24 protein-coding genes and 1 pseudogene (1 of these 25 only partly in view) are annotated in these 24,781 nt (G+C 58.6%); 10 read left to right on the top strand and 15 right to left on the bottom strand.

What is annotated here, in order from left to right; all coding sequences use genetic code 11:
- Window positions 1-1,677: the 3' portion of a DNA topoisomerase IV subunit B gene (gene parE / locus D8780_RS06680; RefSeq protein WP_121644898.1), read on the top strand. It extends 399 nt beyond the left edge of the window; 1,677 of the gene's 2,076 nt are visible here — the last part of the coding sequence; the start codon falls outside the window, past its left edge; it ends in the stop codon at window positions 1,675-1,677.
- A gap of 31 nt (window positions 1,678-1,708) precedes the next feature.
- Here the strand turns inward: parE and D8780_RS06685 are convergent, their stop codons facing one another.
- On the bottom strand, window positions 1,709-2,539 hold the full coding sequence (locus D8780_RS06685) for a cell envelope integrity EipB family protein (protein WP_158598454.1): 831 nt from the start codon (window positions 2,537-2,539) through the stop codon (window positions 1,709-1,711).
- Window positions 2,540-2,606: 67 nt separating this feature from the next.
- Between D8780_RS06685 and D8780_RS06690 the strand changes: the two genes are divergently transcribed.
- The 4 genes from D8780_RS06690 to D8780_RS06705 are packed head-to-tail and all read left to right on the top strand — an operon-like array spanning window position 2,607 to window position 5,514.
- On the top strand, window positions 2,607-3,083 hold the full coding sequence (locus tag D8780_RS06690; protein ID WP_121644900.1) for a RidA family protein: 477 nt from the start codon (window positions 2,607-2,609) through the stop codon (window positions 3,081-3,083).
- Window positions 3,084-3,087: 4 nt separating this feature from the next.
- Window positions 3,088-3,795, top strand: coding sequence for a glycerophosphodiester phosphodiesterase family protein (locus D8780_RS06695; protein ID WP_158598455.1), 708 nt, complete (start codon window positions 3,088-3,090; stop codon window positions 3,793-3,795).
- A gap of 31 nt (window positions 3,796-3,826) precedes the next feature.
- Window positions 3,827-5,038, top strand: coding sequence for a GNAT family N-acetyltransferase (locus D8780_RS06700; RefSeq protein ID WP_121644902.1), 1,212 nt, complete (start codon window positions 3,827-3,829; stop codon window positions 5,036-5,038).
- A gap of 44 nt (window positions 5,039-5,082) precedes the next feature.
- A complete protein-coding gene (locus D8780_RS06705) occupies window positions 5,083-5,514 on the top strand; it encodes an HIT family protein (RefSeq protein WP_121644903.1) in 432 nt (143 codons plus the stop codon).
- A 119-nt stretch (window positions 5,515-5,633) separates the two neighbouring features.
- On the opposite strand, the pseudogene clpA reads toward D8780_RS06705, so the two are convergent.
- From clpA to D8780_RS06720, 3 genes and pseudogenes are all read right to left on the bottom strand, one after another.
- Window positions 5,634-7,949, bottom strand: a pseudogene (gene clpA / locus D8780_RS06710) (ATP-dependent Clp protease ATP-binding subunit ClpA); the annotation flags it as partial.
- An 8-nt stretch (window positions 7,950-7,957) separates the two neighbouring features.
- Window positions 7,958-8,332 (bottom strand): ATP-dependent Clp protease adapter ClpS, encoded by a 375-nt coding sequence (gene clpS / locus D8780_RS06715; RefSeq protein WP_121644905.1) that lies wholly within the window; start codon window positions 8,330-8,332, stop codon window positions 7,958-7,960.
- A gap of 324 nt (window positions 8,333-8,656) precedes the next feature.
- Window positions 8,657-8,986, bottom strand: a complete 330-nt coding sequence (locus D8780_RS06720; RefSeq protein WP_121644906.1) for a phasin family protein — start codon at window positions 8,984-8,986, stop codon at window positions 8,657-8,659.
- Window positions 8,987-9,258: 272 nt separating this feature from the next.
- Between D8780_RS06720 and D8780_RS06725 the strand changes: the two genes are divergently transcribed.
- Together D8780_RS06725 and D8780_RS06730 are read left to right on the top strand one after the other, a co-directional pair.
- Window positions 9,259-10,638 carry a D-alanyl-D-alanine carboxypeptidase gene (locus D8780_RS06725; RefSeq protein WP_121644907.1) on the top strand — a complete coding sequence of 460 codons (1,380 nt, stop codon included), beginning with the start codon at window positions 9,259-9,261 and terminating at the stop codon, window positions 10,636-10,638.
- A 65-nt stretch (window positions 10,639-10,703) separates the two neighbouring features.
- Window positions 10,704-10,976, top strand: coding sequence for a hypothetical protein (locus D8780_RS06730; protein ID WP_121644908.1), 273 nt, complete (start codon window positions 10,704-10,706; stop codon window positions 10,974-10,976).
- A gap of 64 nt (window positions 10,977-11,040) precedes the next feature.
- Here D8780_RS06730 and D8780_RS06735 read toward each other — a convergent pair whose 3' ends face one another.
- Entirely contained in the window at window positions 11,041-11,976 is a 936-nt protein-coding gene (locus tag D8780_RS06735) for a division plane positioning ATPase MipZ (protein ID WP_121644909.1), read from the bottom strand.
- Between the two features lie 89 nt (window positions 11,977-12,065).
- Window positions 12,066-12,497 carry a DUF1489 family protein gene (locus D8780_RS06740; RefSeq protein WP_121644910.1) on the bottom strand — a complete coding sequence of 144 codons (432 nt, stop codon included), beginning with the start codon at window positions 12,495-12,497 and terminating at the stop codon, window positions 12,066-12,068.
- A gap of 528 nt (window positions 12,498-13,025) precedes the next feature.
- On the opposite strand from D8780_RS06740, the gene D8780_RS06745 reads away from it, so the two are divergent.
- Both D8780_RS06745 and D8780_RS06750 read left to right on the top strand, forming a co-directional pair.
- A complete protein-coding gene (locus D8780_RS06745; RefSeq protein WP_121644911.1) occupies window positions 13,026-14,048 on the top strand; it encodes a heparan-alpha-glucosaminide N-acetyltransferase in 1,023 nt (340 codons plus the stop codon).
- Between the two features lie 92 nt (window positions 14,049-14,140).
- Window positions 14,141-14,575, top strand: a complete 435-nt coding sequence (locus D8780_RS06750) for a methyltransferase family protein (protein WP_210209458.1) — start codon at window positions 14,141-14,143, stop codon at window positions 14,573-14,575.
- Window positions 14,576-14,607: 32 nt separating this feature from the next.
- Here D8780_RS06750 and D8780_RS06755 read toward each other — a convergent pair whose 3' ends face one another.
- Window positions 14,608-14,994: a MerR family transcriptional regulator gene (locus tag D8780_RS06755; RefSeq protein ID WP_121644913.1), complete on the bottom strand. Its 387-nt coding sequence runs from the start codon at window positions 14,992-14,994 to the stop codon at window positions 14,608-14,610.
- A gap of 96 nt (window positions 14,995-15,090) precedes the next feature.
- Complete coding sequence (gene mgtE / locus D8780_RS06760) at window positions 15,091-16,494, bottom strand: magnesium transporter (protein ID WP_121644914.1); 1,404 nt, start codon at window positions 16,492-16,494, stop codon at window positions 15,091-15,093.
- A gap of 150 nt (window positions 16,495-16,644) precedes the next feature.
- On the opposite strand from mgtE, the gene D8780_RS06765 reads away from it, so the two are divergent.
- Window positions 16,645-17,067 carry a DUF4864 domain-containing protein gene (locus tag D8780_RS06765; protein ID WP_121644915.1) on the top strand — a complete coding sequence of 141 codons (423 nt, stop codon included), beginning with the start codon at window positions 16,645-16,647 and terminating at the stop codon, window positions 17,065-17,067.
- A gap of 3 nt (window positions 17,068-17,070) precedes the next feature.
- Here D8780_RS06765 and D8780_RS06770 read toward each other — a convergent pair whose 3' ends face one another.
- From D8780_RS06770 to secG, 7 genes are all read right to left on the bottom strand, one after another.
- A complete protein-coding gene (locus tag D8780_RS06770) occupies window positions 17,071-17,484 on the bottom strand; it encodes a DUF2177 family protein (protein WP_121644916.1) in 414 nt (137 codons plus the stop codon).
- A gap of 58 nt (window positions 17,485-17,542) precedes the next feature.
- Complete coding sequence (gene tgt / locus D8780_RS06775; RefSeq protein ID WP_121644917.1) at window positions 17,543-18,700, bottom strand: tRNA guanosine(34) transglycosylase Tgt; 1,158 nt, start codon at window positions 18,698-18,700, stop codon at window positions 17,543-17,545.
- Window positions 18,700-19,785: a tRNA preQ1(34) S-adenosylmethionine ribosyltransferase-isomerase QueA gene (gene queA / locus D8780_RS06780; protein ID WP_121646420.1), complete on the bottom strand. Its 1,086-nt coding sequence runs from the start codon at window positions 19,783-19,785 to the stop codon at window positions 18,700-18,702. The genes tgt and queA overlap by 1 nt, the downstream gene beginning before the upstream one ends.
- A gap of 48 nt (window positions 19,786-19,833) precedes the next feature.
- Entirely contained in the window at window positions 19,834-21,783 is a 1,950-nt protein-coding gene (locus D8780_RS06785) for a DUF2207 domain-containing protein (RefSeq protein ID WP_121644918.1), read from the bottom strand.
- 3 nt (window positions 21,784-21,786) lie between these two features.
- Entirely contained in the window at window positions 21,787-22,356 is a 570-nt protein-coding gene (locus tag D8780_RS06790) for a LemA family protein (RefSeq protein ID WP_121644919.1), read from the bottom strand.
- A gap of 87 nt (window positions 22,357-22,443) precedes the next feature.
- On the bottom strand, window positions 22,444-24,072 hold the full coding sequence (locus tag D8780_RS06795; protein WP_121644920.1) for a CTP synthase: 1,629 nt from the start codon (window positions 24,070-24,072) through the stop codon (window positions 22,444-22,446).
- 177 nt (window positions 24,073-24,249) lie between these two features.
- Window positions 24,250-24,708 carry a preprotein translocase subunit SecG gene (gene secG, locus D8780_RS06800; RefSeq protein WP_121644921.1) on the bottom strand — a complete coding sequence of 153 codons (459 nt, stop codon included), beginning with the start codon at window positions 24,706-24,708 and terminating at the stop codon, window positions 24,250-24,252.
- Between the last annotated feature and the right edge of the window lie 73 nt (window positions 24,709-24,781).

Here is a 24,781-nt window from a genome sequence, read left to right on the forward strand (position 1 = left end):
AAGAGTGCCCTCGAAGTCATCATGACGACGCTGCACGCCGGCGGAAAGTTTGACAGCAAGGTCTATGAAACCTCCGGCGGACTTCATGGCGTCGGTATCAGCGTCGTCAATGCCTTGTCCGACGATTTGACCGTGGAAATCGCGAGAGGACGCCGCCTTTACCGCCAGACCTATTCGAAAGGTCTCCCGCAGGGGGACATAGAAGACCTCGGACCGGTGCAGAATCGGCGAGGTACAAAGCAGCGGTTTCATCCTGATCCGGAAATCTTCGGACGCAATGCGCAGTTCGACCCCGATCGCCTCTACCGCATGGCTCGTTCCAAGGCCTACCTCTTCGGCGGTGTCGAGATTCGTTGGCGCTGCGCGCCTGAACTTCTGAATGAGAAATCCCTAGCAACGTCTTCTGATACCTTCCATTTTCCAAACGGACTGAGAGACTACCTCGCAGCATCGATCGGCAAGGAGCGCCAAGTCACGAACGAGATTTTCGCCGGTCTCAGCGAAAAGAAGAGTGGCCATGGCCGTGTCGAATGGGCGGTGACATGGCACGGCGGCGACGGCTTTCTGGACTCTTACTGCAACACTGTTCCGACGCCTGAGGGCGGGACACACGAAGCAGGAATGCGGGCAGCGCTCGCCAAGGGCCTGCGCGCCTACGCGGAATTGAAGGGCAACAAGCGCGCTGCCATCGTGACCAATGATGATGTCATGCTCAGCGCGGCAGGCATGTTGTCGGTCTTCATCCGCGAGCCCGAATTTGTCGGACAGACAAAGGACAGATTGTCGACGATCGAGGCCTCACGAATCGTCGAAAACGCAATGCGTGACGCATTCGATCATTGGTTGACCGCATCACCGGCCCAAGCCGACAAGCTTCTGGAGTGGGTGATCGACCGCGCGGAAGAGCGCCTTCGCCGGAAAAAGGAACGCGAAGTCAACCGCAAGAGCGCCGTGCGCAAGCTCAGGCTGCCCGGCAAGCTGGCGGACTGTTCGCAAAACGCGGCTGCTGGGGCCGAGCTTTTCATCGTGGAGGGCGACAGCGCTGGGGGCTCTGCCAAACAGGCTCGCAACCGCACCAGCCAGGCGATCCTGCCCCTGCGCGGCAAAATCCTGAATGTCGCTTCCGCCGGACGAGACAAGACCGCGGCCAGCCAGCTGATCCAGGACCTTGTTCTGGCACTCGGCTGCGGCACGGGAAGCAAGTACCGCGACGATGATTTGCGCTACGAGCGCATCATCATCATGACCGATGCCGATGTGGATGGCGCACACATCGCATCTCTTCTCATCACCTTCTTTTATCAGGAAATGCCGGATCTCATCCGAAACGGGCATCTCTATCTGGCCGTGCCGCCGCTTTACCGCATGAGCCAGGGCGGCAAGACTTACTATGCACGCGATGATGCGCACCGTGCGGAATTGATGGAAACGGTTTTCAAAGGTCGGGGAAAGGTGGAAATCGGGCGCTTCAAAGGTCTCGGCGAGATGATGCCGAACCAGTTGAAGGAAACGACCATGGATTCCCGGACGAGAATGCTCTTGAAAGTCGCAATCGAGTCGGAGCCCGAGGCGACCAAGAGCGCGGTCGACGCGCTTATGGGAACCAAGCCGGAAGCCCGCTTCCGCTTCATTCAGGAGAATGCCGCCTTCGCTTCGGAAGAGATGCTGGACGTCTAGATCCAGAGAGCGGGAAGTCAGGCGACGAGGCTCACTTCTCGCCACTCTCCTTGCAGGGAGGCGTTTCAAGTGCATCCAGTTCGACAAGTTTCTGGCCAACGGTGAATTCGCCGTAGTCCATTTCGTAATCGCGAGAGACGCCATTGACGTAAAGGTCGAAGGACAGTCGGAAGATCGGTTCGTCCTCGCCGCTGGCTGGCCGTGAAATGTTGTAATAGGACATGGAGATGGGCCAGAAGGCGCCATCGGCCAACGGTCCGAGATCGGCGGAATCGCCATCGCTTTTCGCTGCCTGATCCACCTTGTCGCCGATTACGATATTCGTCAGAAGGACCTGATCTCCATTTTCCGTGCCGTCGAAGACAGTGGATTTGTAGATTCGCTCACCGGCCTGCGCGCGCCGTAGTAGATCCTGCATGTGACTGACCGGAAAGAAGGCTTCGGGCAGGTCCACCGCTTGGCTGCTGGGTTGGGACAATGAGACCGATACCCCATCGGCCTGACGCGTCGCCTCGCCCTTCACTTCCTTGTCCAGTTCGTTGTCGTTGAAGGTCTGCGTCGTGAAGGAAAACCGCTCCTCGGACGGATTCTCGAACGTCGTCGCCCGCTGATCGATGACCTGCTCCCCCACCTCGCTGCCAAAGGCTGCGACTGAACGGAACCGGACCGCATAGCCCTCGCACTCGCTCCCGCGAAATTCATAGACCATACGTCCGCGAACACCCGTAAGACCGGATTTTTCGCTCGCCTCGATCAGTTCCATGTCATAGACGGCGCGATGCGACGCAAGTTCGGCAGCGCCAGCCATCGTCGGTACAATGATCGCCGCGACGGAGATAGCGAAACCAAGACGTAGAATCATGATCGAGAAATCCTTTTCCAATTTATAGTCCGCCCTATGCTGGCTTTGAAACAGAATCGAGAGCCCCATGACCAACGCCATCGAAAAACGCCTTGCCGACGCGGGCATTGAGTTGCCCGCACCCGGAGCGCCCGTCGCCAATTACGTCGCGACCGTCAAGACCGGCAACCTTCTCCACATCTCCGGCCAACTCCCTCTGGAAGCTGGAAAGGTGGCGGAGACCGGCCTGCTGAAGACAGACACGGATGTTGATCGGGGACAGCATGCGGCGAAGCTCTGTGCCATCAATATCCTGGCTCAGGCAAAATCCGCACTGAGCGGTTTCGATTCGCTCGAACGCCTGGTCAAGATCGGGGTGTTCGTCGCGTCCGCGCCGGAGTTCACGAGTCAGCATCTGGTGGCCAATGGCGCATCCGATTTACTGGTCGAAATCCTCGGAGAGGATATCGGCAAGCATGCGCGCGCAGCCGTCGGCACGGCGGTTTTGCCGCTCAACGCTTCGGTGGAGATCGAGGCGATCTTTTCTCTGAAAAGCGATCAATGATTCCGTGGCTGTTGCCGGCGCCTTTCTGACCGAACGTCCGATCGCGCATCGCGGCCTTCACGATGTTGGCTCAGGGATACCCGAGAATACCCTTGGCGCTGCTTCCGCTGCGATGGAAGCAGGCTACGGCATTGAGTGCGATGTTCGTCTGAGCGCCGATGGTGTCGCTATGGTCTTTCATGATCGCGAACTCGGGAGGCTGACAGCCGAGACCGGCGACTTCGCGGCGATCGGCTCCAGTCAAGCAAACTCTCTTCCCGTAGCGGGATCCAGCGAGCACATCCCGTCCCTGGAGTCCCTGCTGTCGCTTATCGGCGGAAAGGTGCCGCTTCTCATAGAACTGAAGGCGGATGGCCCCACTGCGGATGAACTACCGTCCGCCGTGGCCGATCTCGTAAAGCGCTACCCGGATCAGGTCGCCCTGATGAGCTTCTCGCACGAACAGGTGCGGCAGTTGCAATCGCTCCGGCCGTCTTTCCCGATCGGTCTGACCGCCGCGGGCAGCAGCCCTGGCGATCTTCGCGAGCACCGGCGATTGCTGGACGTCATCGACTTTGTTTCCTTTGAAGTTGAGGAGATCGACAACTCCTTCTGCACAGAAGTGCGTCAGCGCAGCCTGCCCCTCCTCTGCTGGACCGTGAGGAACGCGCAAACCGCCGCCCGGGCGCGGCAATATTGCGATCAAATCACTTTCGAAGGTTTCCGCCCCTGACCTCGGGCAAGAAAAGCCCCATATTCCGCGCATGTCCGATCAATCCCCGCCTCCCGCCGACGGTGAAAATGTTGCCTTGCGCCTTGTCGAGGGCATGGGCGGTTTCAGTCCTCAAGAATGGCGAGGACTAACTGGCACGACATCCGGAAGCGCCGGCTACAATCCTTTTTCCTCCCATGCCTTCCTGTCATCACTGGAAGAGAGTGGTTGCGTATCGGATGAAACCGGATGGCTGCCCCGCCATCTTCGCCTCGAGACCGGGAGTGGCGGCCTCCTTGGTGCGATACCGACCTACGTGAAAAGTCATAGCCAGGGCGAATATGTCTTCGACCATGGCTGGGCGGACGCCTTTGAAAGAGCAGGCGGCCATTATTATCCGAAACTGCAGAGTTGCTATCCTTTCACCCCCGCTAACGGGCCCCGGCTGCTGGTGGCTGATGGGGCCGACGAGTATCGACCTCTGCTCGCGCACGGCCTTCGCTCCGCCTGCGACCAGATCGGACTTTCATCGGCCCATGTCACCTTCCTTCAGAAGGCCGATCGGACTGCGCTTCTTGAAGCCGGTTTTTTGGAGCGCCAGGACATTCAGTTCCATTTTCCGAACCGTGGATATGGCACTTACGACGACTTTCTCGCCACTTTGGCATCGCGTAAACGGAAGGCCTTAAAGCGGGAGCGGCGCGAAGCGCTTGCGGATAATATCGAGATCGAGTGGCTCACGGGCAGCGATCTGACCGAAGAGGTCTGGGACGACTTCCACACCTTCTACATGGATACGGGAAGCCGCAAATGGGGCCGTCCCTATCTCAACCGTGAGTTCTGGTCGCTCATTGGTGAGCGTATGGCCAATGATATTCTGCTCGTAATCGCGAAACGCGACCAGCGCCGCATCGCCGGCGCAATCAACTTTATCGGATGCAAGACGCTCTTCGGGCGCCATTGGGGCTGTGTCGAAGACCACCCCTTCCTTCACTTCGAGCTCTGCTACCATCAGGCCATCGACTATGCCATTCAGCACGGCTTGGAGACTGTCGAAGCCGGCGCCCAGGGAGAGCACAAATTGCAACGGGGCTACATGCCGGTTCTCACACGCTCCGCCCACTATCTGCGGCATGGGGGGCTACGTCAGGCCATCGCGGATTACTTGGACAACGAGCGCCAGGACGAGGCTGCCATCGCGGCCCTTCTGGAACGTCACTCGCCGTATAAGGCCGATACGATGCCAGATCGAAAGCCGGGTTGAGACCGCGATACAGTCTGGATGGAATAAACGAGGGAGAAATGCAGATGTCCGAAACTGAAGCCGCCTACGATGAAAACAATATCTTCGCAAAGATTCTCCGCGGCGAAATCCCGTCGAACAAGATCTATGAGGACGATCAGTGCATCGCGATCATGGACGTTATGCCGAGCGCAGACGGCCACTGCCTCGTCCTGCCGAAAAAGCCTTCGCGCAATCTGCTGGACGCCGATCCGGCCACGCTGAGCCACCTCATCAAGGTAACGCAGACAGTCGCCAAAGCCGCGAAGAAGGCTTTCGATGCCGATGGCCTACGCATTTCACAGTTCAACGAGGTCGCAGCCGGGCAAACGGTGATGCATCTCCATATCCACATCATTCCGATGAAAGAGGGGGTTTCCTTGCGTCGCCACGCCGGCGAGATGGCCGATCCCGAACTCCTGAAAACGCACGCCGAAAAAATTAAGAGCCAGCTTTAAGACTGACGCTCAACATACTGTTATAAAAAAAGGCCCGCTCAATAGCGGGCCTTTTCTTCATTGAGGTCTGGTCAGGCATCCGAGTCGGAAGCTGTCTCTTCGGAAGCTCGATCGTCGCCATCCTTACGGGGCGCAACGGGCGTATCGTCCGGAATGCTCTCCAGCTTCAGGCCCTTCTTGCCGTCCGGCTTCTCTTCAACAGAAACCTTGACGGTCCCGCCATGCTTGAGTTTTCCGAACAGAACCTCTTCCGCCAGCGGCTTCTTGATGTGCTCCTGAATGACGCGGCCGAGTGGACGCGCTCCCATCTTCTGGTCGTAGCCCTTGTCGGCCAGCCATTCGATGGCATCCTGCGTGAGTTCGAAGGTCACGCCACGCTCGGTCAGCTGCGCTTCGAGCTGCATAACGAACTTTTCGACCACGCGATGGATGACCGGCACCGGCAACGGACCGAACGGAATGATTGAATCCAGACGGTTGCGGAATTCCGGCGTGAACAAACGATTGATCGCCTCCTCGTCCTCGCCTGTCCGCCGCGAAGAGCCGAAGCCAATCGCCGCCTTGCTCATCTCCGCTGCGCCCGCATTGGTCGTCATGATCAGTACGACATTGCGGAAGTCGATCTTCTTGCCGTTATGATCGGTGAGCGAGCCATGATCCATGACCTGAAGAAGGATGTTGAACAGGTCCGGATGAGCCTTCTCAATCTCATCAAGGAGAAGGACACAGTGCGGATGCTGATCGACACCGTCGGTCAGAAGACCGCCTTGATCGAACCCGACGTAACCGGGAGGGGCGCCAATCAAACGGCTGACCGTGTGCCGCTCCATATATTCACTCATATCGAAGCGGAGCAGTTCAACGCCGAGCGATGAGGCAAGCTGCTTTGCAACTTCGGTCTTGCCGACGCCGGTCGGACCGGAGAAGAGGTAGGAGCCGATCGGCTTGTCAGGCTCGCGCAGCCCGGCACGCGCCAGCTTGATTGAGCTGGCAAGCGCTTCGATTGCAAGATCCTGACCGTAGACCACCGTCTTGAGCTCTTTCTCCAGATTGGCGAGAACGGCCTCATCGTCCGCCGAGACGGTTTTCGGCGGAATGCGGGCCATGGTCGCGATCGTCGCTTCGATCTGATCCACATCGATCGTTTCGACACGCTCTTCCTTGGCAAGCAGTTTCTGGGCAGCGCCTGACTCGTCGATCACGTCAATCGCCTTGTCCGGTAATTTGCGGTCCGTAATGTAGCGATTGGACAGTTCAACCGATGCCTTGATGGCCTCATCGGTATAGGCAACCTTGTGGAAGTCCTCGAAGTAAGGCTTCAGACCGCGCATAATCGCAATGGCGTCATCCAGAGACGGCTCGATGACGTCGATCTTCTGAAAGCGCCGGACGAGCGCCCTGTCCTTTTCGAAGAACTGCCGATATTCCTTATACGTCGTCGACCCAATGCAGCGGATCGACCCATTGGAAAGAGCCGGCTTCAGCAGGTTGGACGCGTCCATGGCCCCACCGCTCGTCGCACCAGCTCCGATAACGGTGTGAATCTCATCGATGAAAAGGATCGCGCCGGGAAACTCTTCCAGCTCCTTGACCACCTGTTTGAGCCGCTCCTCGAAATCGCCACGATACCGGGTGCCCGCCAGGAGCGTGCCCATATCGAGCGAAAAAACGGTATCCTCAGCGAGAACCTCCGGCACATCGCCTTCCACGATGCGCTTGGCGAGACCTTCCGCGATGGCCGTCTTTCCGACACCGGGATCACCGACGTAAAGCGGATTGTTCTTGGACCGGCGGCAGAGCACCTGAATGGTCCGATCGATCTCAGATTTGCGGCCGATCAGCGGATCGATCTTGCCGTCGCGAGCCTTCTCATTGAGATTGACACAATAGGCCGTCAGGGCGTCCTGCCCCTTCTTGGCACCCGCCTCATCATCGCCATCCGCATCGGCCGCGTCTTCGGTTGCGCCTTTGATGATCCGGCTTTCAGCCGCTCCCGGCTTCTTGGCGATACCGTGACTGATGAAGTTGACCGCGTCGTAGCGCGTCATCTGCTGTTCCTGCAGGAAATAGGCCGCGTGGCTTTCCCGCTCGGCAAAGATGGCGACCAGAACATTGGCGCCCGAGACCTCGTCCCTGCCGGATGACTGAACATGGATAACGGCGCGCTGGATCACGCGCTGGAAGCCGGTGGTCGGCTTTGAATCCTCATCATAGCCAGTGACCAGATTATCGAGCTCATGATCGACGTAATCGGTGACGGTCTTGCGTAGTTCATCCAGTTCCACGCCGCATGCGCGCATCACGGCCGCAGCGTCCTGATCATCGATCAGCGCCAGAAGCAGATGCTCAAGCGTTGCATATTCATGCTCGCGCTCATTCGCGTAGGTCAGCGCGTCATGAATGGCTTTCTCTAGACTATCGGAAAATGCCGGCATCTAAGTCCTCATTTCTTTTCCATCACGCACTGCAGTGGATGCTGGTTCTGATGCGCAAAATCCATCACCTGCGTGACTTTGGTTTCGGCAACCTCGAACGTATAGACGCCGCATTCGCCCACACCCTGCGTGTGAACATGCAACATCACCCTTGTGGCCATCTCGCGGTCCATCTGAAAGAACTGCTCGAGCACAAGGATCACGAACTCCATCGGAGTGTAGTCGTCATTGAGAAGGAGCACCCGATACAGGTTCGGCCGCTTGGTCTTCGCCTTGGTGCGGGTAATAACGGCCGTGCCACGGCCGGTTCCCTCGTCACCGTGATCGGAATTGTCCTCTGGACCAAGATGAAATGGACTGCCGCCGAGAAGCCCTTGCGTCATGCCAGTTGATGTACCTCGTCGCTGCATTTGCGTTCGCAAATCAGATAGGTATTTCCAGACGGAGTTTAAGCCCCTTCGCCCACCATTCAAGCGCGGAATTGGAAGAGACCACTCGCCGGTCTCTCTATCACGGTCACACAAGCACCTGCTTGGAGACCAGGCACGCGACACGCACGGCGTCCCACATACGCAATAGAGGACAAGAGCGAGGCTGATACGGCAAAGAGAACAGTCGTCGTAACCAACAAAAAACCCGCCGGAAAACCGGCGGGTCAAACAGAAATCCATCCCCGCCTTGCTACGGCGGGCGGTTTTGCAAGTCGCTTATTTCGCCTGAGCGGCGGCCTTTTCCATCGGCTTGGCCATTTCCTTGGCCAGATCCTGATAGAGCGCGCCGAACTTCTTGCTTTCGGCAACGAAGTTTTCATAAGCGGTGCGGGCGTATTCCGACTGCACTTCCATGGCGCCTTCCAGGGACTTCTGGCCCATCAGCTTTTCGAAGTAGGAGGCATTCATCTCCATCGACTTCTTCGCGTAATCGGCGGTCTCTGTAGCAATCGTCTGCATCGACTTGGAGACGGCGGCGACGCTTGCGAGCTGGCTGTCCATGACTTCCTTGGAAGCGGCGTTAATCTGTTCGAAGTTCTGGTACATCTGTGTTCCTCTCACTCGTTCCTCGTGTCAGGGCTTCGAGGCCCTTGATCACTTGCCGACTGACTTATTGTGCAGTGCACAAAATGTCAATGGCGCCGCGAAATATTTTCCCCAACGTCAGTGTCTCGATATGGGACGGACTGTTGAGATTGAGGTTTTGCTTAAACGATTTCGAAAGGACGCTTGGCCTATCGATAGTGCTGACGATGGTTGGCCTGTCCCCACTTCTCACCCGTTGGGCCAGCCCGGAACATTGATGCACAGGTGAAGTTTTGCGTTTGCCACCGTCCCCAAGCCCCCTCGCCCGCCGTCTGACTGCAGTCACCGCCATCGCGGCGTCGGTGGTTCTTTCCGGTACAGTTCAGTCCTACGCCGCAGAATATGCCGGTATCGTGGTCGATGCGAAAACGGGCGAAACCCTCTACTCGCATCGGGCTGACTCGATCGGATATCCGGCGTCTCTTACGAAGATGATGACGCTTTATATCACCTTCGAAGCGATGAAGGCCGGCAAGGTCGGGAAGAATACCGAGATCCCGATGAGCGCCTATTGCTCGCGTCGCCCGCCGACAAAAATTGGCATCCGGCCGGGCGGTTCGATCAAGCTCGAGCCCGCCATCCTCTCGCTTGTCACCAAGAGCGCCAACGATGTCTCCTGCGCCCTTGGCGAATATTTCGGCGGCAGTGAAAGCAAGTTCGGCAAGATCATGACCGCCAAGGCCCGCGGCCTCGGCATGTCACGCACCGTCTTCCGCAACCCGCACGGGTTGCCCGACAGCAAGCAGGTGACGACCGCCCGCGACATGGCTCGGCTGGGCATCGCGCTACGCGAGCATTTTCCGGAATATTACTCCTATTTCTCGACCCGCAGCTTTTCCTACCGGGGCGCAAGGCACGGCAACCATAACAAGCTGCTCGGCCGCATCCGCGGCGTTGACGGCATCAAGACTGGCTACACGCGGGCCTCCGGCTTCAACCTCGTATCCAGCGTTCGGGACGATGGCCGCTCGATCGTCGCCGTCGTCATGGGCGGCCGCACGGGCGCGTCTCGCAATGCCCAGATGACCAAACTGATCAACAGCTACCTGCCAAAGGCCTCGCGCAGCGGTGCCGGATCGCTTGTGGCGAGAGCCAACCCGGCCAACGTCCATGCGGGCGCCACGATCGCGATGATCGATCCCGGCAAGCTGCCGGTACCGATGCGCAACCCAGCGCTTCGCCAACCGCAGGTCATCGCTCAGTCCAATTCGGTGGTCGCGGTGGCCGCGGCACCGAAGCTGCCGCCGGCACCCGCCTCGGCCTACGCCCCGGTTTCCAGGCCACAAAAGGCGCTTCCGCAGCATTCAGCAGCCCCGCGCCCTTCGGTAGAAATCGACAGCATCAAGACCTCATCGACCGTCCCCACAGGTGAATGGGTCGTGCAGGTGGCATCCGTCGGTAGCCCGGAGCAGGCGCGCGACATGATTGACCGCATGCAGGCCCGTGCCGCCGGTCTTCTTGGAAAGCGGCAGGGTTTCACCGTTCCGTTCGTCAAGAACGGCACCGAATATCACCGGGTCCGCTTCGCCGGATTTGGCGGCAAGTCCGAAGCCTGGTCGACCTGTTCCGGCCTGAAGCGCCAGGACATCGCCTGCTACGCCGTCCAGCAATAGGCCCCGTTTCGAATACCTTTGGCATCGCGCCTCCGGTTTGTATCCAGTCGAAGGAGTACGCATCCATGAAGATGCAGCACGCACAGAGCAACGATCACGAGCTCGTCCAGCAGAGCCCGTCAGAGAAAATCCACGACAAGGATGCTGCCGTCAGTTCACTTCGTCGCGCGGCGCGCCATCTGGCGGAAGTAGGCACCGGAAAGACCCGGACGCGGGAGATCGTCGGCGTCCTCCTCACTCATGCTTCGCGCAGCAGAAGGGTTGCCATGCCCACAACAGCCATTCGGCTGCGTGTTCAGGGCCCAAAGGGAAAGCCGGCGATCGGTCTTCGTGTCTGAACCAACCTTCGCCTTGATTCTCAAAAACCCGGCACTCTGCCGGGTTTTTATTGAGCTGTTGAATCTAGTGAAGCAGTTCGGCGATCCGGGTTCTGAACTCATTCGGACGGCCAAGCTCGCGACGAATGGCAGCCCTCTGTGCGCCTTCCGCCTCGAGTGGCAAACGCAGCGCTCTTACGAGCCGTTCGATCTCCGCCTTGCCCGCCAAATGCGACGGACTGGTGCGGCTGCAGACGTTGAGGTCATAGAGGACAGCGGAGTCCATAACCGTCAGTCCAAGCGGAAAAAGCTCCCGAAAAACGACCCGTTCCCCGATACCATCGACGAGCCGAAATCCCATCTGCATGGCCAGCTGCCGTAACCCATTATCGACCTTTCGCTCGTTGCGCGAACTGAAGGTCGCCTGCCGGTTACGAACGATCACCCAGTCGAGCATCGCGCCATCGGCATGGCGCCGTTCGCGGCGCGCATGACGGACCGTATCGGCATAATGGGATGTTCCGCCGAACTGGCCGGTCACTGGGTCGATGGAACCAAGAACATCAAAGTCGACGAAACTGTCATTCATCGGCGAGATAAGCGTGTCGGCCTGGCTATGCACGATATCGGAAAGGTTGGTGGAAGCGCCAGGCGTATCGACAATCACGATGTCGCAGTCATTACGCAGATCGAGCAGCAGACGAAAAAGCTTGCATCGCTCTTCATGCTCCACGTCGGCTACCCGCTCGCGACGGACAGCCGGCAAGATCTCGACGCGCGGCATCGGCAGGGCCAGTTTCTTTATCGAAGCTGTCCGCGCCCGGTAAGCGAAAAAGCGCGCCATTGTCTGCTGACGGATATCAAGATCCAGAATGCCGACTCGCAGCCCTCTGTTAAGTAGATCGGTCGCGATATGGATTCCGAGCGTCGATTTGCCGGAGCCACCCTTCTCATTGCCGCAGACAAGAAGATGCGCCGCCCCGCTTCGACCCGACGCCTGCACCCTCTGCCGACCGAACATCGCGTTTCTCAAGCTCCCATTGGTAAAGAAACGCTAGAGAAAGATGGGTAACAAAAGGTTACCAAGGAGAATCGCTTGTTCCAGCCCGCTCAAACGAGACCAAGACTGACAAGCTGCGCCATCAATTCTGGCGGCACATCATCGTCAATGTGTTGGGAAAGATCGGCGGGAGCGCTTTCGGCATCAAGATATCGCCAGCCCTGAAAGGCTTTGCGGGCAACGGGGCGCACGGGATGCAGAACCGGTTCGAGAACGATACCGCAACGCTTCAGCCCATCCGTGTCGGAGAGCGCGCGCAGTTCAAGAATCTTCTGGCGGGCCTGCACCGCCCCCTTGATGACCCAGTAAAGCGAGCCGCCCTGAAGAATCTCGTCTGACCGCTTTGGCATCATCCGGGTCACATGGATCTGCTCGACCGGAACACCTCTTCGCCGCCGGTCCTGCAACCGGCTTTCGATGCTATCACGCAATTGCGTTACGCTATCCACACCAACGCAGAGTTTGATGAGATGCAACGTCATGCTGTGCTTTCAGTCGTTTCAGGCGATTGCAATGAAAACGCCGGCTCCCGGCCGGCGTTTTCGAAACTCATGATTTCTGACAGCTAGGTCTGTTTTCAGTTGGCTGCAAGGATGGTTGCTTCTGCGCCACCAACAAGCCAAGCGACGAAGATCACCGTCGCAAAGGCTGCCACTGCCCAAGCGGTTACGCCCCAGCAGCTCTTCTGGACATTTTCATCCATTCAGATGTGAAACCCCGTTTTTGTGAATCCGGCATACGCATTCACCTGCGAAAGCGCCCCCACCGGAGAAACCAAACATTATGGTAACAAATCCGTGAACGCAAGTGAGGCGACCCAATTCGGCCACAATAAAGCCGCGCCGTCGCCGGAAGTGTTGTTATAAGGTATTGAAAGCCAATACCTCTGCAAAAACATCATGTCTGTTACGCAAAGAGCACAACGCCGTCATAGATGGGATAAGAGAGCCAGCTTGACCCGATAAGGCGAGCCATGGTTTGCCTGTCGCGGCGGTCAATCGGGAGCTTCTATGGATTCGGGTCCAATCGCTGAGCGGGTGCCGCGCGTAAATGCGATCGATGTGGCGCGTACGATCGCCCTGATCGCCATGGCGATCTACCATTTTTCATGGGATCTGGCGATTTTCGGCTATGCTGCGATCGACCTTCCTCAACGCCCCGGGATGATCGTCTTCGCGCGGATGATCGCGGGCAGCTTCATTTTTCTGGCGGGCATTTCACTCGTCCTGGCCCATGGCGAAGGGATACGCTGGCCCTCCTATCGCAAGCGCCTGTTGCAGATCATTGTCGCTGCCGTCCTCGTTACAATCGCAACCCTCATCGCATTTCCCGAAACATTTATCTTTTTCGGCATTCTGCACCTGATCGCGCTCGCTTCGCTTCTCGGTCTCGCCTTCCTCCATTTGAACGCGCTTCTTACCGTGTCTGTAGCGGTGTTCTTTTTAGCGCTGCCACACTTTTTCCGTTCCGAGTTCTTCTCGGCGGGCCCCCTTCTATGGCTGGGGTTGGCAGAGACACCGCGCGTCTCGAACGATTATGTTCCGCTCTTCCCTTGGTTTGGCGTGTTTCTGTTCGGGATGGCGTTCGGGCGGATCGGCCGAGATCGCGGCTGGTTTCGGCGCTTTTCCGAAACCACTTTCGATCGCAGCCTGCCAAACTGGCTTGCGGTGCCCGGACGGCACTCCCTGATTGTCTATCTTATCCACCAGCCGGTTCTGCTGGCGTTGGTCTGGCTGGCTGCGACTCTGGTCCCGCCAGGCATCTCGATCGCGGACGTAAGGGCCCCGTGCGAACGCAGTTGCCTGGCGCAGTCCGAGGACGCAGCTTTCTGCACGCGCTATTGCGGCTGCATCCTGTCAGCCATGGACGAGGAAGACCTTCTTTATCGTGGAGCCTCCCTTGATTCTCTGACAGACGAGCAATTGCAGATGGTCGATCAGCAGAGAAATCAGTGCATGCGAGAGGTCGACACGGAATTATACGGCTCTCCATCCGGCGCTGACGACACCCAGGAAGAGGACTCGACGCGATGAGCAATTCATCGAAATCCGCCCGCTCCAAACACAAATCTTCAGTCGAAACGCCAGCGGGCCAATCAGCTCCGACACGATTCCCATGGCCTCCCGTGATCGCCCTGATCGCCGGCGTTACAGCCTATGTCCTGGGCCGATTTCTGACGCCGCTTGCGATTCTACCCGCCTCGTTCGTGCCCGTTCTTGCAGCTTTTGGATGGCTTCTCGTCGTGATGGGCCTCGGACTGGACCTCTTGGCGATGTGGACACTGCACCGGCACGGGACGACCGTCTCGCCAATGCACGGCTCGGCGAAGCTGGTCACGAGCGGCCCCTACCGGATCAGCCGAAATCCCATTTATCTCGGCAATACGATCATCCTGATCGGCCTTGGCTTCGCCTTCAACAATTTCTGGTTTCCGATTCTCGCCGTCCTCGCCGGATTCGCGGTTACCAAGCTCCAGATCATACCGGAAGAACGGTATCTCGCCGCACGTTTTGGGAAATCCTGGCGGCATTACAGCAAGCGTATCTCGCGCTGGTTCTGAAAAAGAGAGGAACAGCCGCCGCGCGGCGGCGCCTAGCCTTTCACGCCCAGCTCAGCCAGCCGCTCGATGCAGGCTTCTTCACTGGCATTGAGTTCGGCAATCGTCTCCTCGATGTCACGTCGCTTCTGACGCAGCTCGTCGCGCTTCTCCTCGATCTTGGTCACGATCTGCTTCAGTTGCCCGACCTCGCCCGGAGGGTCCCGATACATCTGCACGATCTCGCGGATCTCCGCGATGGAAAACCCCAGTCGTTTGCCGCGCATGATCTGACGCACAAGGTGGCGGTCGGCAGGTCGGAAGAGGCGCGTACGCCCTCGCCGGACAGGCGAAATCAGGCCTTCATCCTCGTAGAAGCGTAGCGTTCGGGTCGAGATACCGAACTCCCGCGTCAGCTCGGTAATCGTGTAGAACTCACGCATCTGACGGACCTGTCTTTCTGCACACTTATTCGATTGAAAATCGTCAGCCAAACTTACGTAAAAGTCAATTTACGCGAGCATCTTTCTGCGGTTTGCTCACAGCAGGTCGAACCACCAGGCAGCAAGGCCGAGAAATGCGAAAAAGCCGACAATATCAGTGACTGTGGTGACAAAGACTCCGGAAGCGATAGCCGGGTCGGCACCAATCTTGTCGAGAACCAGTGGAATCAGAATTCCCGCAAGGGCCGCAGCAAGCATGTTGATCACCATGGCTGCCGCAATGACGCCGCCAAGCGACGGATTGTCGAACCAGAAACCGGCGACCAGACCGATCAGCGCAGCAAACATGACTCCATTGAGGAGCCCGACCAGCGTCTCGCGCCGGATGATCCTCGCGGCATTGTAGATATCGATATCGCGTGTCGCGAGCGCTCGCACGGCCACCGTCATGGTTTGCGTGGCGGCATTACCGCCCATCGAGGCAACAATTGGCATGAGAACAGCAAGTGCGACCATCTGTTCGATCGTGGCATCGAAAAGGCCGATGACCAGCGAAGCCAGCACGGCCGTTCCGAGGTTCATCAACAGCCAGATAAAGCGTGACCGCGCGATCTCCACGGTCGTATCGGAAAGTTCCTCGTCGCCGACGCCGCCCAGCGCCTTGATGTCTTCTTCCGCCTCTTCCTGAATCACATCGACCACGTCATCGATGGTCAGAACGCCGACGAGCCTGTCGTTTTCATCAACCACGGCGGCGGAGAGTAGGTCATAGCGCTCGAAAAGCTGTGCCGCCTCCTCCTGGTCCATTTCGACCGGAATGGCATGACGCGTCTCGTGCATGACCGTCTCGATCTTCTCGGCACGCTGCGTACGCAGAATACGATCCAGATCGACCGCGCCCAGAAGCCGAAAGCCGGGATCGATTACGAAGATCTGGCTAAACGTTTCGGGAAGTTCCTTGTCCTCGCGCATGTAGTCGATCGTCTGTCCGACGGTCCAGAACGGCGGCACCGCCACAAACTCGGTCGCCATGCGGCGGCCAGCCGTCTCCTCTGGATAGTCCAGAGAGCGGCGCAACCGGATACGCTCGGTAAAGGGCAGCTGCCCAAGAATCTCTTCCTGATCCTCAGGCTCGAGATCCTCGAGAATGTAGACCGCATCGTCGGAGTCCAGCTCCTGAACAGCCAGCGCGATCTGATTGTTGGGCAGTTGATCGACGATCTCCAGCCGGATCGCTTCGTCGACTTCCGTTAGCGCGGCAAAGTCGAAATCCGCCTTCATCATCGCCACCACAGCAATACGCTGTTCTGGCGGCAGGGCTTCGATCACATCGCCGAGTTCGGAGCTGTGAAGATGGCTGAGTTGCTCCTTCAGCCAATCTTCGTCCGTATCCTCGACAGCCGCAGCGATAGCCGCCAGGAAATCCTGGCGAACAGCACCCGTCTCGGTGTAGATCGAGCTGTCCTGGTTCTCCTCAGAGACCAGTTCTTCCTCGGTCATGGCAGGATCATCCTCTGGCAGGGGTGCTGGCGATAACGCATCTTCCTAACGGCCTTTCCCGACAGACGTAAAGAAGCAAGAACGCGCCGGACTGCAACTCTTTGGGACTTTGGTACGTCACGTAAGGGTCGTGCAGCGCCGGAGGCCGCCATGTATCCAACTCGCCAATTTCTTTTCGCCCTTGTTCTAACAGCCGCGTACGGCGTTGCCGGCGCCTCGGCAGACGAGCTTTCACCCTGGCAATCCACCGTCGATCAACAATTGCAGTCCTTCCAGTCTGGCGATGATGCCGAGGCCTACTCTCACGCGGCACCCAACATAAAGCGGTTCTTCCCGACGCTCGAAGGTTTCATGGCCATGGTTGAGGGCGGTTATCCGCAGGTCCGCCGACCCAAGAGCTGGTCCATGGGCCGCTCGATTCCTCTTACCGCCAGCTCTGTCGCCCAGGAAGTGATCATTGTCGGTCCGGAGGGAAAGCTCTGGAAAGCGCTCTACACACTAGAACTTCAGGAAGACGGCTCGTGGCAGATCAGCGGTGTGTCGCTTCAGGGAATGAAAAGTTTCGGCGTGTAGCCGTTACCCCCCTGCCCCGTCCCAGATCGCGTTTGCGATCCAGACCGTGGCTGCGGCGGTGAAGCCGGAAATGATCGCCCCCCAGATCGTATCCACCACGGCAACCACCGGATCGTAACCCTCAAGGACCGAATAGCTCGTCGCATCATAAGTGAGATAGGCGAAGAAGCCAAAAAGAGCGCCGTTCAAGGCGGCCTGCGTCCAGCCGGCTCCGCTCATAGCCGGCGAAATGGCGAAATAGACCAGACCGATCACATAAACGGCATAGAAAACGGCCGCGACGCCTAATTTCGGGCTATCGCGCATGATGGAGCCCATCCGCTCGGCATAGAAATTCTTGGCAACGAAACCGAGCCAAACGAAGTCGATGACGAAAAAGATCACAAGCGCGATCAGGTAGAGATAGACAGATCTCATAGGCACTCCATGCAACAGCCGATTAGCGTGTCCTGTCGGGTTGCAATGAAACTGGTGCTCAACTGCGGGGCGGCAAGTCGCCCTTCGCCCAGGCTGCGCGTACTTTTTCGGCATGCTCCTGAAGCCGCGCTTCGGAGATCGCGGCCCTGATGCCGGCCATGAGCTGCTGGTAATAGGCCAGATTGTTCCAGGTCAGCAGCATCCCTGCCAGCGGTTCGCCGGCACGAACCAGATGGTGCAGATAGGCGCGGCTGTAATCGCGCGCCGCCGCGCAGTCACTCTCCTCATCGAGCGGCCTGTCATCTTCCGCATGGCGGGCGTTCTTCAGATTGATCTTGCCATGGCGGGTGAAAGCGAGGCCGTGGCGCCCGGCGCGCGTCGGCATAACGCAGTCGAACATGTCGACCCCGCGTTGAACGGAGCCAAGAATATCATCGGGCGTACCGACGCCCATTAGATAGCGCGGTCTGTCCTTCGGCATGGACGGAATGACGGTTTCGATCATGTCGAACATCACGTTCTGCGGCTCGCCAACCGCCAAGCCGCCAATCGCATAGCCCTTCAGGTCGAGAGCAGCCAATGCCTCCGCAGATTCGATCCTCAGACGAGCATTATCCCCACCCTGAATGATACCGAACATCGCCTTGCCCGGCTGATCACCAAACGCCGCTTTGCAACGCTCGGCCCAGCGTAGCGACAGTTCCATGGCACGGCCGATTTCTTTTTCTTCGGCGGGCAACGCGATGCACTCGTCAAGCTGCATCTGGATATCGGAATCCAAAAGCCCCTGAATCTCGATCGACCGCTCCGGAGACATGAAGTGTTTCGTCCCATCGACATGGCTCTGAAAGGTCACGCCTTCTTCCGTGATCTTTCGCAACCCCGACAGGCTCATCACCTGAAAGCCGCCGCTATCGGTCAGGATCGGATAGGGCCAACGCGCAAAATCATGTAGTCCGCCGAGCCGGGCCACGCGCTCCGCGCCCGGACGCAGCATCAGATGATAGGTGTTGCCGAGAATGATGTCCGCGCCGAGATCCCGGACCTGATCGAGATACATTGCCTTGACGGTGCCGGCCGTCCCGACCGGCATGAAGGCAGGCGTGCGGATCGACCCGCGCGGCATGTCGATCCGGCCGCGACGGGCGGCGCCGTCTTCCGCGAGCTTCGTAAAGAAAAATTGCCCCGAAGGTGTCTGTTCGCGATCAAGATTCATCAGATATCTTTCCGGAAAAGGAGGCACGCATCGCCGTAGGAATAGAAGCGATACCCTTCCGCAATGGCGTGGCTGTAGGCGGCCTGCATCGTGTCGAGGCCACTAAAGGCGCTGACAAGCATGAAGAGCGTCGAGCGCGGCAGATGAAAATTCGTCATCAACACGTCGATGACGCGAAAACGGTAGCCGGGCGTGATGAAAATATCGGTAGCTCCGGACCATGCCGATAGCTGGCCAGCTTCATCCGCCGCACTCTCCAGCAGTCTGAGCGATGTGGTTCCGACGGCAACGACACGCCCGCCATTGGCTCGTACGCGGTTGAGCGCCTCGGCGGTTTCGCCGCTCAGCGTGCCACGTTCGGAATGCATCACATGATCGTTCGTATTTTCCACCTTCACCGGCAGAAAGGTCCCGGCCCCGACGTGCAGCGTCACGAAATGCCGCTCGATGCCAGCACTATCAAGGCGCTCCATCATGGCGTCCGTAAAGTGCAACCCCGCCGTCGGTGCTGCCACGGCCCCGTTTTCACGCGCATAGATCGTCTGATAATCAGCACGATCGCGTTCATCCGCCGTCCTCTTGCCGGAGATATAGGGCGGCAAAGGAACCTCACCCAAAGCATGAAGCGCCTCATCGAGCGCCGCTCCCGAAAGGTCGAAGACCAGGGTGGTTTCTCCACCGTCCCCCTTCTCTTCGACCGCCGCCGACAACACGCCCGACGGATCGGCACTTTGCGCCGAGCCGAACAGGATCCGATCACCCGGCTGAAGCTTTTTCGCCCCGCGCACGAATGCCTTCCAGCGCGCCAAATCGAGCCGCATGTGAAGCGTGGCAGAGATACGCGCGGGCAGAGCCCCTTCTCTCTGCCTGACACCCTCGAGCTGGGCCGGGATGACCTTTGTGTCGTTAAAGACGAGCGCATCTCCCGGCCGGAGGATATCCGGCAGATCCTTTATCCGTGCATCGTTCAGGGCGTCGGGCGCACCCGGCCGCACTTCCAGAAGCCGCGCGGCTTCCCGCGGTTCCGCAGGACGCAGCGCAATCGCGTGCTCGGGCAGGTCGAAATCGAAGAGATCGGTTTTCATGGCGCGGCCATAGCGGGCTGGGAGCGGCTTGGGAAGCACCGAAGGCTATTACCAGCCGCCTCCACCTCCCCCGCCGCCTCCGCCGCCGGAAAATCCACCGCCACTGGAGAAGCCGGAGGAGGACGAGGATGGGGTCGGCATCGCGGATGTGACAGCGCCCCCCATCCGATCGCCGATATCCGCCATGCTGTCGGTCCAGCCGATCCTTTCACCCGGGCCGTCATACCAGCCAGGCGCCCAATGACTGACATAGGCTCCACCCGCAGCCGCGCTTGCCGCGAGCCAGGACCGAAATGTTGTATTCCACGGCTTTTCCAGATCAAGCGCGACAGCGTAGGGCAACAAGCTCTCATAGTGGCTTGGCGACATGGCCGGTGCGCCGCGCAGGTTCATCCGGTCCGCTTCCGCGAGTTCGATGTACGTTCTGAGCCCCTCGATCTCATCCATCTTCTTTCGACCCAAGGGGGTCGGAGCACCCATGATCATCACAAAGAGTATGTTGACCATGATCAGCGCTCCGAGCGCGACGATCGACCAATCAAGCGTCATATTGGCGAGAATCTCGATCGCCGCTCCGACGACGCCCGACAGAAAACCGAATGCGAACAGGCCCGCGAAGAGCACATTGAATATACGTCTTGGAAGGCCAGCGCCGTTCGAACGGAAACTGTTCGCTACGAAGATCGAAATGATTATCGAACCCAAAACCAGCGGAAGACCGATTGGCAGGATTTCAAGCGGCAAAGCACCGGCTGCGAATGCTGCGATCAGAACGAGAGCACTCAGAACGATGCCGAGGATGGTCCAGCCGGCATTGCTCCGATAATACGTATCGCGATGCTCCTTCACCATGACGCGGCGCAGCGCCTTGACCATCTCACGGACCGGCTGGCCGTTTTCCTTGTCGAGCGTCAATCCCTCCTGATAGGGAAGGAGTGAACGCGCCAGCACAGCCTCGCCCACCGGCAGGGCGGCGCTTGCCTGGCCACGCAGCCTTGTGGTCGGCACGATCCGCAAATCGTCCCGAACGTCGTCAAGCCGCACGAGTCCTTTGATCGCCAGGGAAAGCAGGGCTGCGCTTATCATCCGATTGTTTTGGGCCGAACGCTCCTCGATATAGGTGACAAGCGCCGGTGAAAGATCCGCGGGCGGATCCCAGCGTGGCACCATGATCCCTTTTTCAGGGTCACGTCCGACACGACGCCAAATCCAGAAATAATAAGCACCGACCAGTAGCGTCCCGATGGCGAGAATGAGTGTCCCGAGATGGTCTCTCAGGAACCATCTTCCGACCTCGTACGCGTCCGGGGGACTCACGATGTTTTTGGGAAACGCGATACCGACGGTCAGCCCTTCGCCTGCCGCCAGAGGAGCCGTTGTTCGGAAGCTGGCGGTCCTGCTATCGTCCATCAACGAGGCGACCGCATCCTGAGCTGTTTCTCCATAAGCACCGGTGTAGACGACGGTGTTCGATATCTCTCCGCTGGGGAGCGTAATCGTGGCGCGCGCTTTATCGATGGGGAACGCCCATTCCGTGCCGGTCACGTTCCACAGCAACTCGTCGTGATCGTCGAAGAATCGAACCTGTCGATCAGTCTGATAACGGATCTGATAGATATGGCGGCCCGGCACAAGGAAATGGTCAGGATCACCGATGCGAAGGCGGCTGCCGCCAGAAGCGCTTTCCAGCTTGTAATCTTCGGTTTCGCCATCACGCGTGACAGACAAAATGTCGAACGCGACCAACTGCCGCCGGCCTTCGGAACTCATCTGATATCGCGCAAAGTCGCGGTAGATACCGCGCCGGATCTCGTCCCCTTCCGCATCGACCGTTATCGTCTCTCGGACCGTCAACCGACCGTCCGCGGCGACCTGAATAGCACTCTCGTAATCAAGTATCCGTTCGTCGCCAAAAGCGTCCGGAACAAAGTGCAAGAAGAGGAGTAGAGCGAAACCCAGCCCGCCAAGGGAACGTCTGAGGGGTAAAGGGTGGATCATGGACTAGCCCGCGGGGTCGAATTGGACCTTCGGAACAGCCCTATCAGCGGCAGAATCCACCTCGAAATAGCTCGCTTGCTCGAAGCCGAACGGACCGGCCACGAGATTGGAAGGGAAGCTCTCCACCCTCACATTAAGCTCGCGAGCAGCGCCATTGTAGTACCGGCGAGCCATCTGGATTTCGGCCTCGATTTCCTGCAGCGAATCCTGCAGTTCACGATAATTCTCGCTCGCCTTGAGATCCGGATAGGCTTCCGCGACAGCAAGAAGACGCCCCACGGCCTGGCTGAGCATTGATTCCACGGCCGCCCGCTGCTCAACGTCTTCGGCGGGCACGTTCGACGCTCGCGTTCTTAATTCGGTGACGCGTTCCAGCGTCTCGTTTTCATGCGCGGCGTAGCCTTGAACCGTGTTGACGAGGTTCGGAATCAGGTCCGCACGCCTCTTCAATTGAACGTCGATCCCGCTCCAGGCTTCCTTCACCATCTGCCGGGCCTTCACTAGGCCGTTATAGATGATGATGACATATAAGATCACAGCCGCAACTGCGGCGAAAACGACCCAACCGACCATTCTTCGTCTCCCCAGCGCGCCCCGCTCCTCAAATTATATTAAAGCGAGAAGGGGGCAAGGGACGAAACGAAAAACTTGAGCGATTCCCTATACTAAACGGCTGTTTTCCACGGCTGCCTCAATAAAGCTCGCAAAAAGCGGATGCGGCTCGAATGGACGGCTTTTCAACTCAGGATGGTACTGAACGCCGATGAACCACGGATGATCGGGGTACTCGACGGTTTCCGGCAGGACGCCGTCAGGGCTCATGCCAGCAAAGCAGAGCCCGGCCTCTTCCAGCCGTTCACGATAATCGATGTTCACTTCATAGCGATGGCGGTGACGTTCGCTGATCGTTTCCGAACCGTAGATCCCGGAGATTCTGGAATCATCGGCCAGCTTCGACTTATAAGCGCCGAGACGCATCGTCCCGCCGAGATCGCCACTTGCCTTGCGTTTCTCCAGCATATTGCCGCGCAACCATTCGGTCATCAGACCGACCACGGGCTGATCCGTCGGCCCGAATTCCGTCGACGAGGCTTTCTCGATGCCAGCCAAATTGCGAGCAGCTTCGATGCACGCCATCTGCATGCCGAAACAGATTCCGAAGTAAGGCACTTTCCGTTCGCGGGCGAATTGCACGGCCGCAATCTTGCCTTCCGCGCCGCGCTCCCCAAACGCTCCGGGAACGATGATGCCGTTGACCTTCTCCAGATAGGGCGTCGGGTCTTCGCTCTCGAAAATCTCCGACTCGATCCAGTCGAGATTGACCTTCACGCGATTGGCCATGCCGCCATGATTCAACGCCTCGATCAGCGATTTGTAGGCGTCCTTCAGGCCTGTATATTTGCCGACCACGGCAATCGTGACTTCACCTTCCGGATTATGGATCCGACGGGTCACCTCTTCCCACCGCTCCATACGCGGTTTTGGTGCCGGGTCGATGCCAAAGGCCGCGAGAACTTCCTCGTCCAGCCCTTCGCTGTGATAGGCCATGGGCACGTCATAAATATTAGCGACGTCCAGAGCCTGAATGACCGCACTCTCCCGCACATTGCAGAACAGCGACAGCTTGCGGCGCTCCTCCGACGGAATAGCCCTGTCGGCGCGCACGAGAAGAATATCCGGCGCGATACCGATCGAGCGCAACTCCTTGACGGAGTGCTGGGTCGGTTTGGTTTTCAGTTCGCCCGCCGCGGGAATCCACGGCATCAGAGTGAGATGAACATAGATCGCGTTGCCGCGCGGCAGATCGTTGCCGAGCTGGCGGATCGCTTCGAGAAACGGCATCGCTTCAATATCGCCGACCGTACCGCCGATCTCGCAGAGAACGAAATCATAGTCGTCATTCCCGGACAGAACGAAGTCCTTGATCTCGTTCGTCACGTGCGGAATGACCTGAACGGTGGCCCCAAGATAGTCGCCTCGCCGTTCCTTATCGATGATGTTCTTGTAGATGCGGCCCGTGGTGATGTTGTCATCCTGAGTCGCCGACCGGCCCGTGAACCGCTCGTAATGCCCAAGATCGAGATCGGTCTCGGCCCCGTCATCAGTCACGAAGACCTCGCCGTGCTGATAGGGACTCATCGTACCCGGATCGACGTTCAGATAAGGGTCGAGCTTGCGAATGCGGACTCTGTAGCCACGCGCCTGGAGAAGCGCTGCCAAAGCAGCCGCTGCTATACCTTTTCCAAGCGAGGAGACCACGCCGCCAGTGATGAAAATATACCGCGCCATGGGTTTATGGGTCTAACTCGTTCGTTGCGATTCCGAAAGAGCTCAATCGCTGCTTCACACATCTTTGCGCGGCAGCGATGGCCAAAGTGAAATACGGCATGGCCGCAAACCGGACGGACCGGCCAAGAAGTCGAATTTCCTACGAACCCGCCGTATAAAAACGGACAGAGATACGCCCTATCCGCCTGATGGCACCGAAGGCTCGTTATCCGCGGGTGCAGCAGGTTCCGCAGCCGGGGCCGGAGCGTCGGTCCCGCCAGCCGGCGCCGCATCGCCACCAGGAACGGAGGTATCGGGCGCGGCCGGCTGATCGTCGGCTGGGCTGGAAACGCCTCCCCCCAGCTGATCGAGAAGGTTGCCGCCCTCCTCGGTCGTCTGGCTCTGCGGGATCTGGTCCAGAATATCGGTTGGCCGCTCGCCATAGCGGGCCAGAAGGGACAGCCCTAGCGAGGTCGCGAAGAAAAGCGCAGCCAAAATGGCCGTGGTCCGCGTCAGCGTATTTGCGGTTCCCCGGGCGCTCATGAAGCCGGATCCGCCGCCAATACCGAGTCCACCGCCCTCCGACCGCTGGATCAGCACGATCCCGCATAGGGCGACGACGATGATGAGATGAATGACGATAAGGACCGTAGACATGAGATTCCGCTATTGATGTTGGCACAGGCCGCGCCTGAGCGCCGCGCTTCTAGCGCCAATTCACTTCTGTTCC

The sequence above is a fragment of the Notoacmeibacter ruber genome, assembly GCF_003668555.1.
GTDB classification, from domain to species: Bacteria; Pseudomonadota; Alphaproteobacteria; order Rhizobiales; family Rhizobiaceae; genus Notoacmeibacter; species Notoacmeibacter ruber.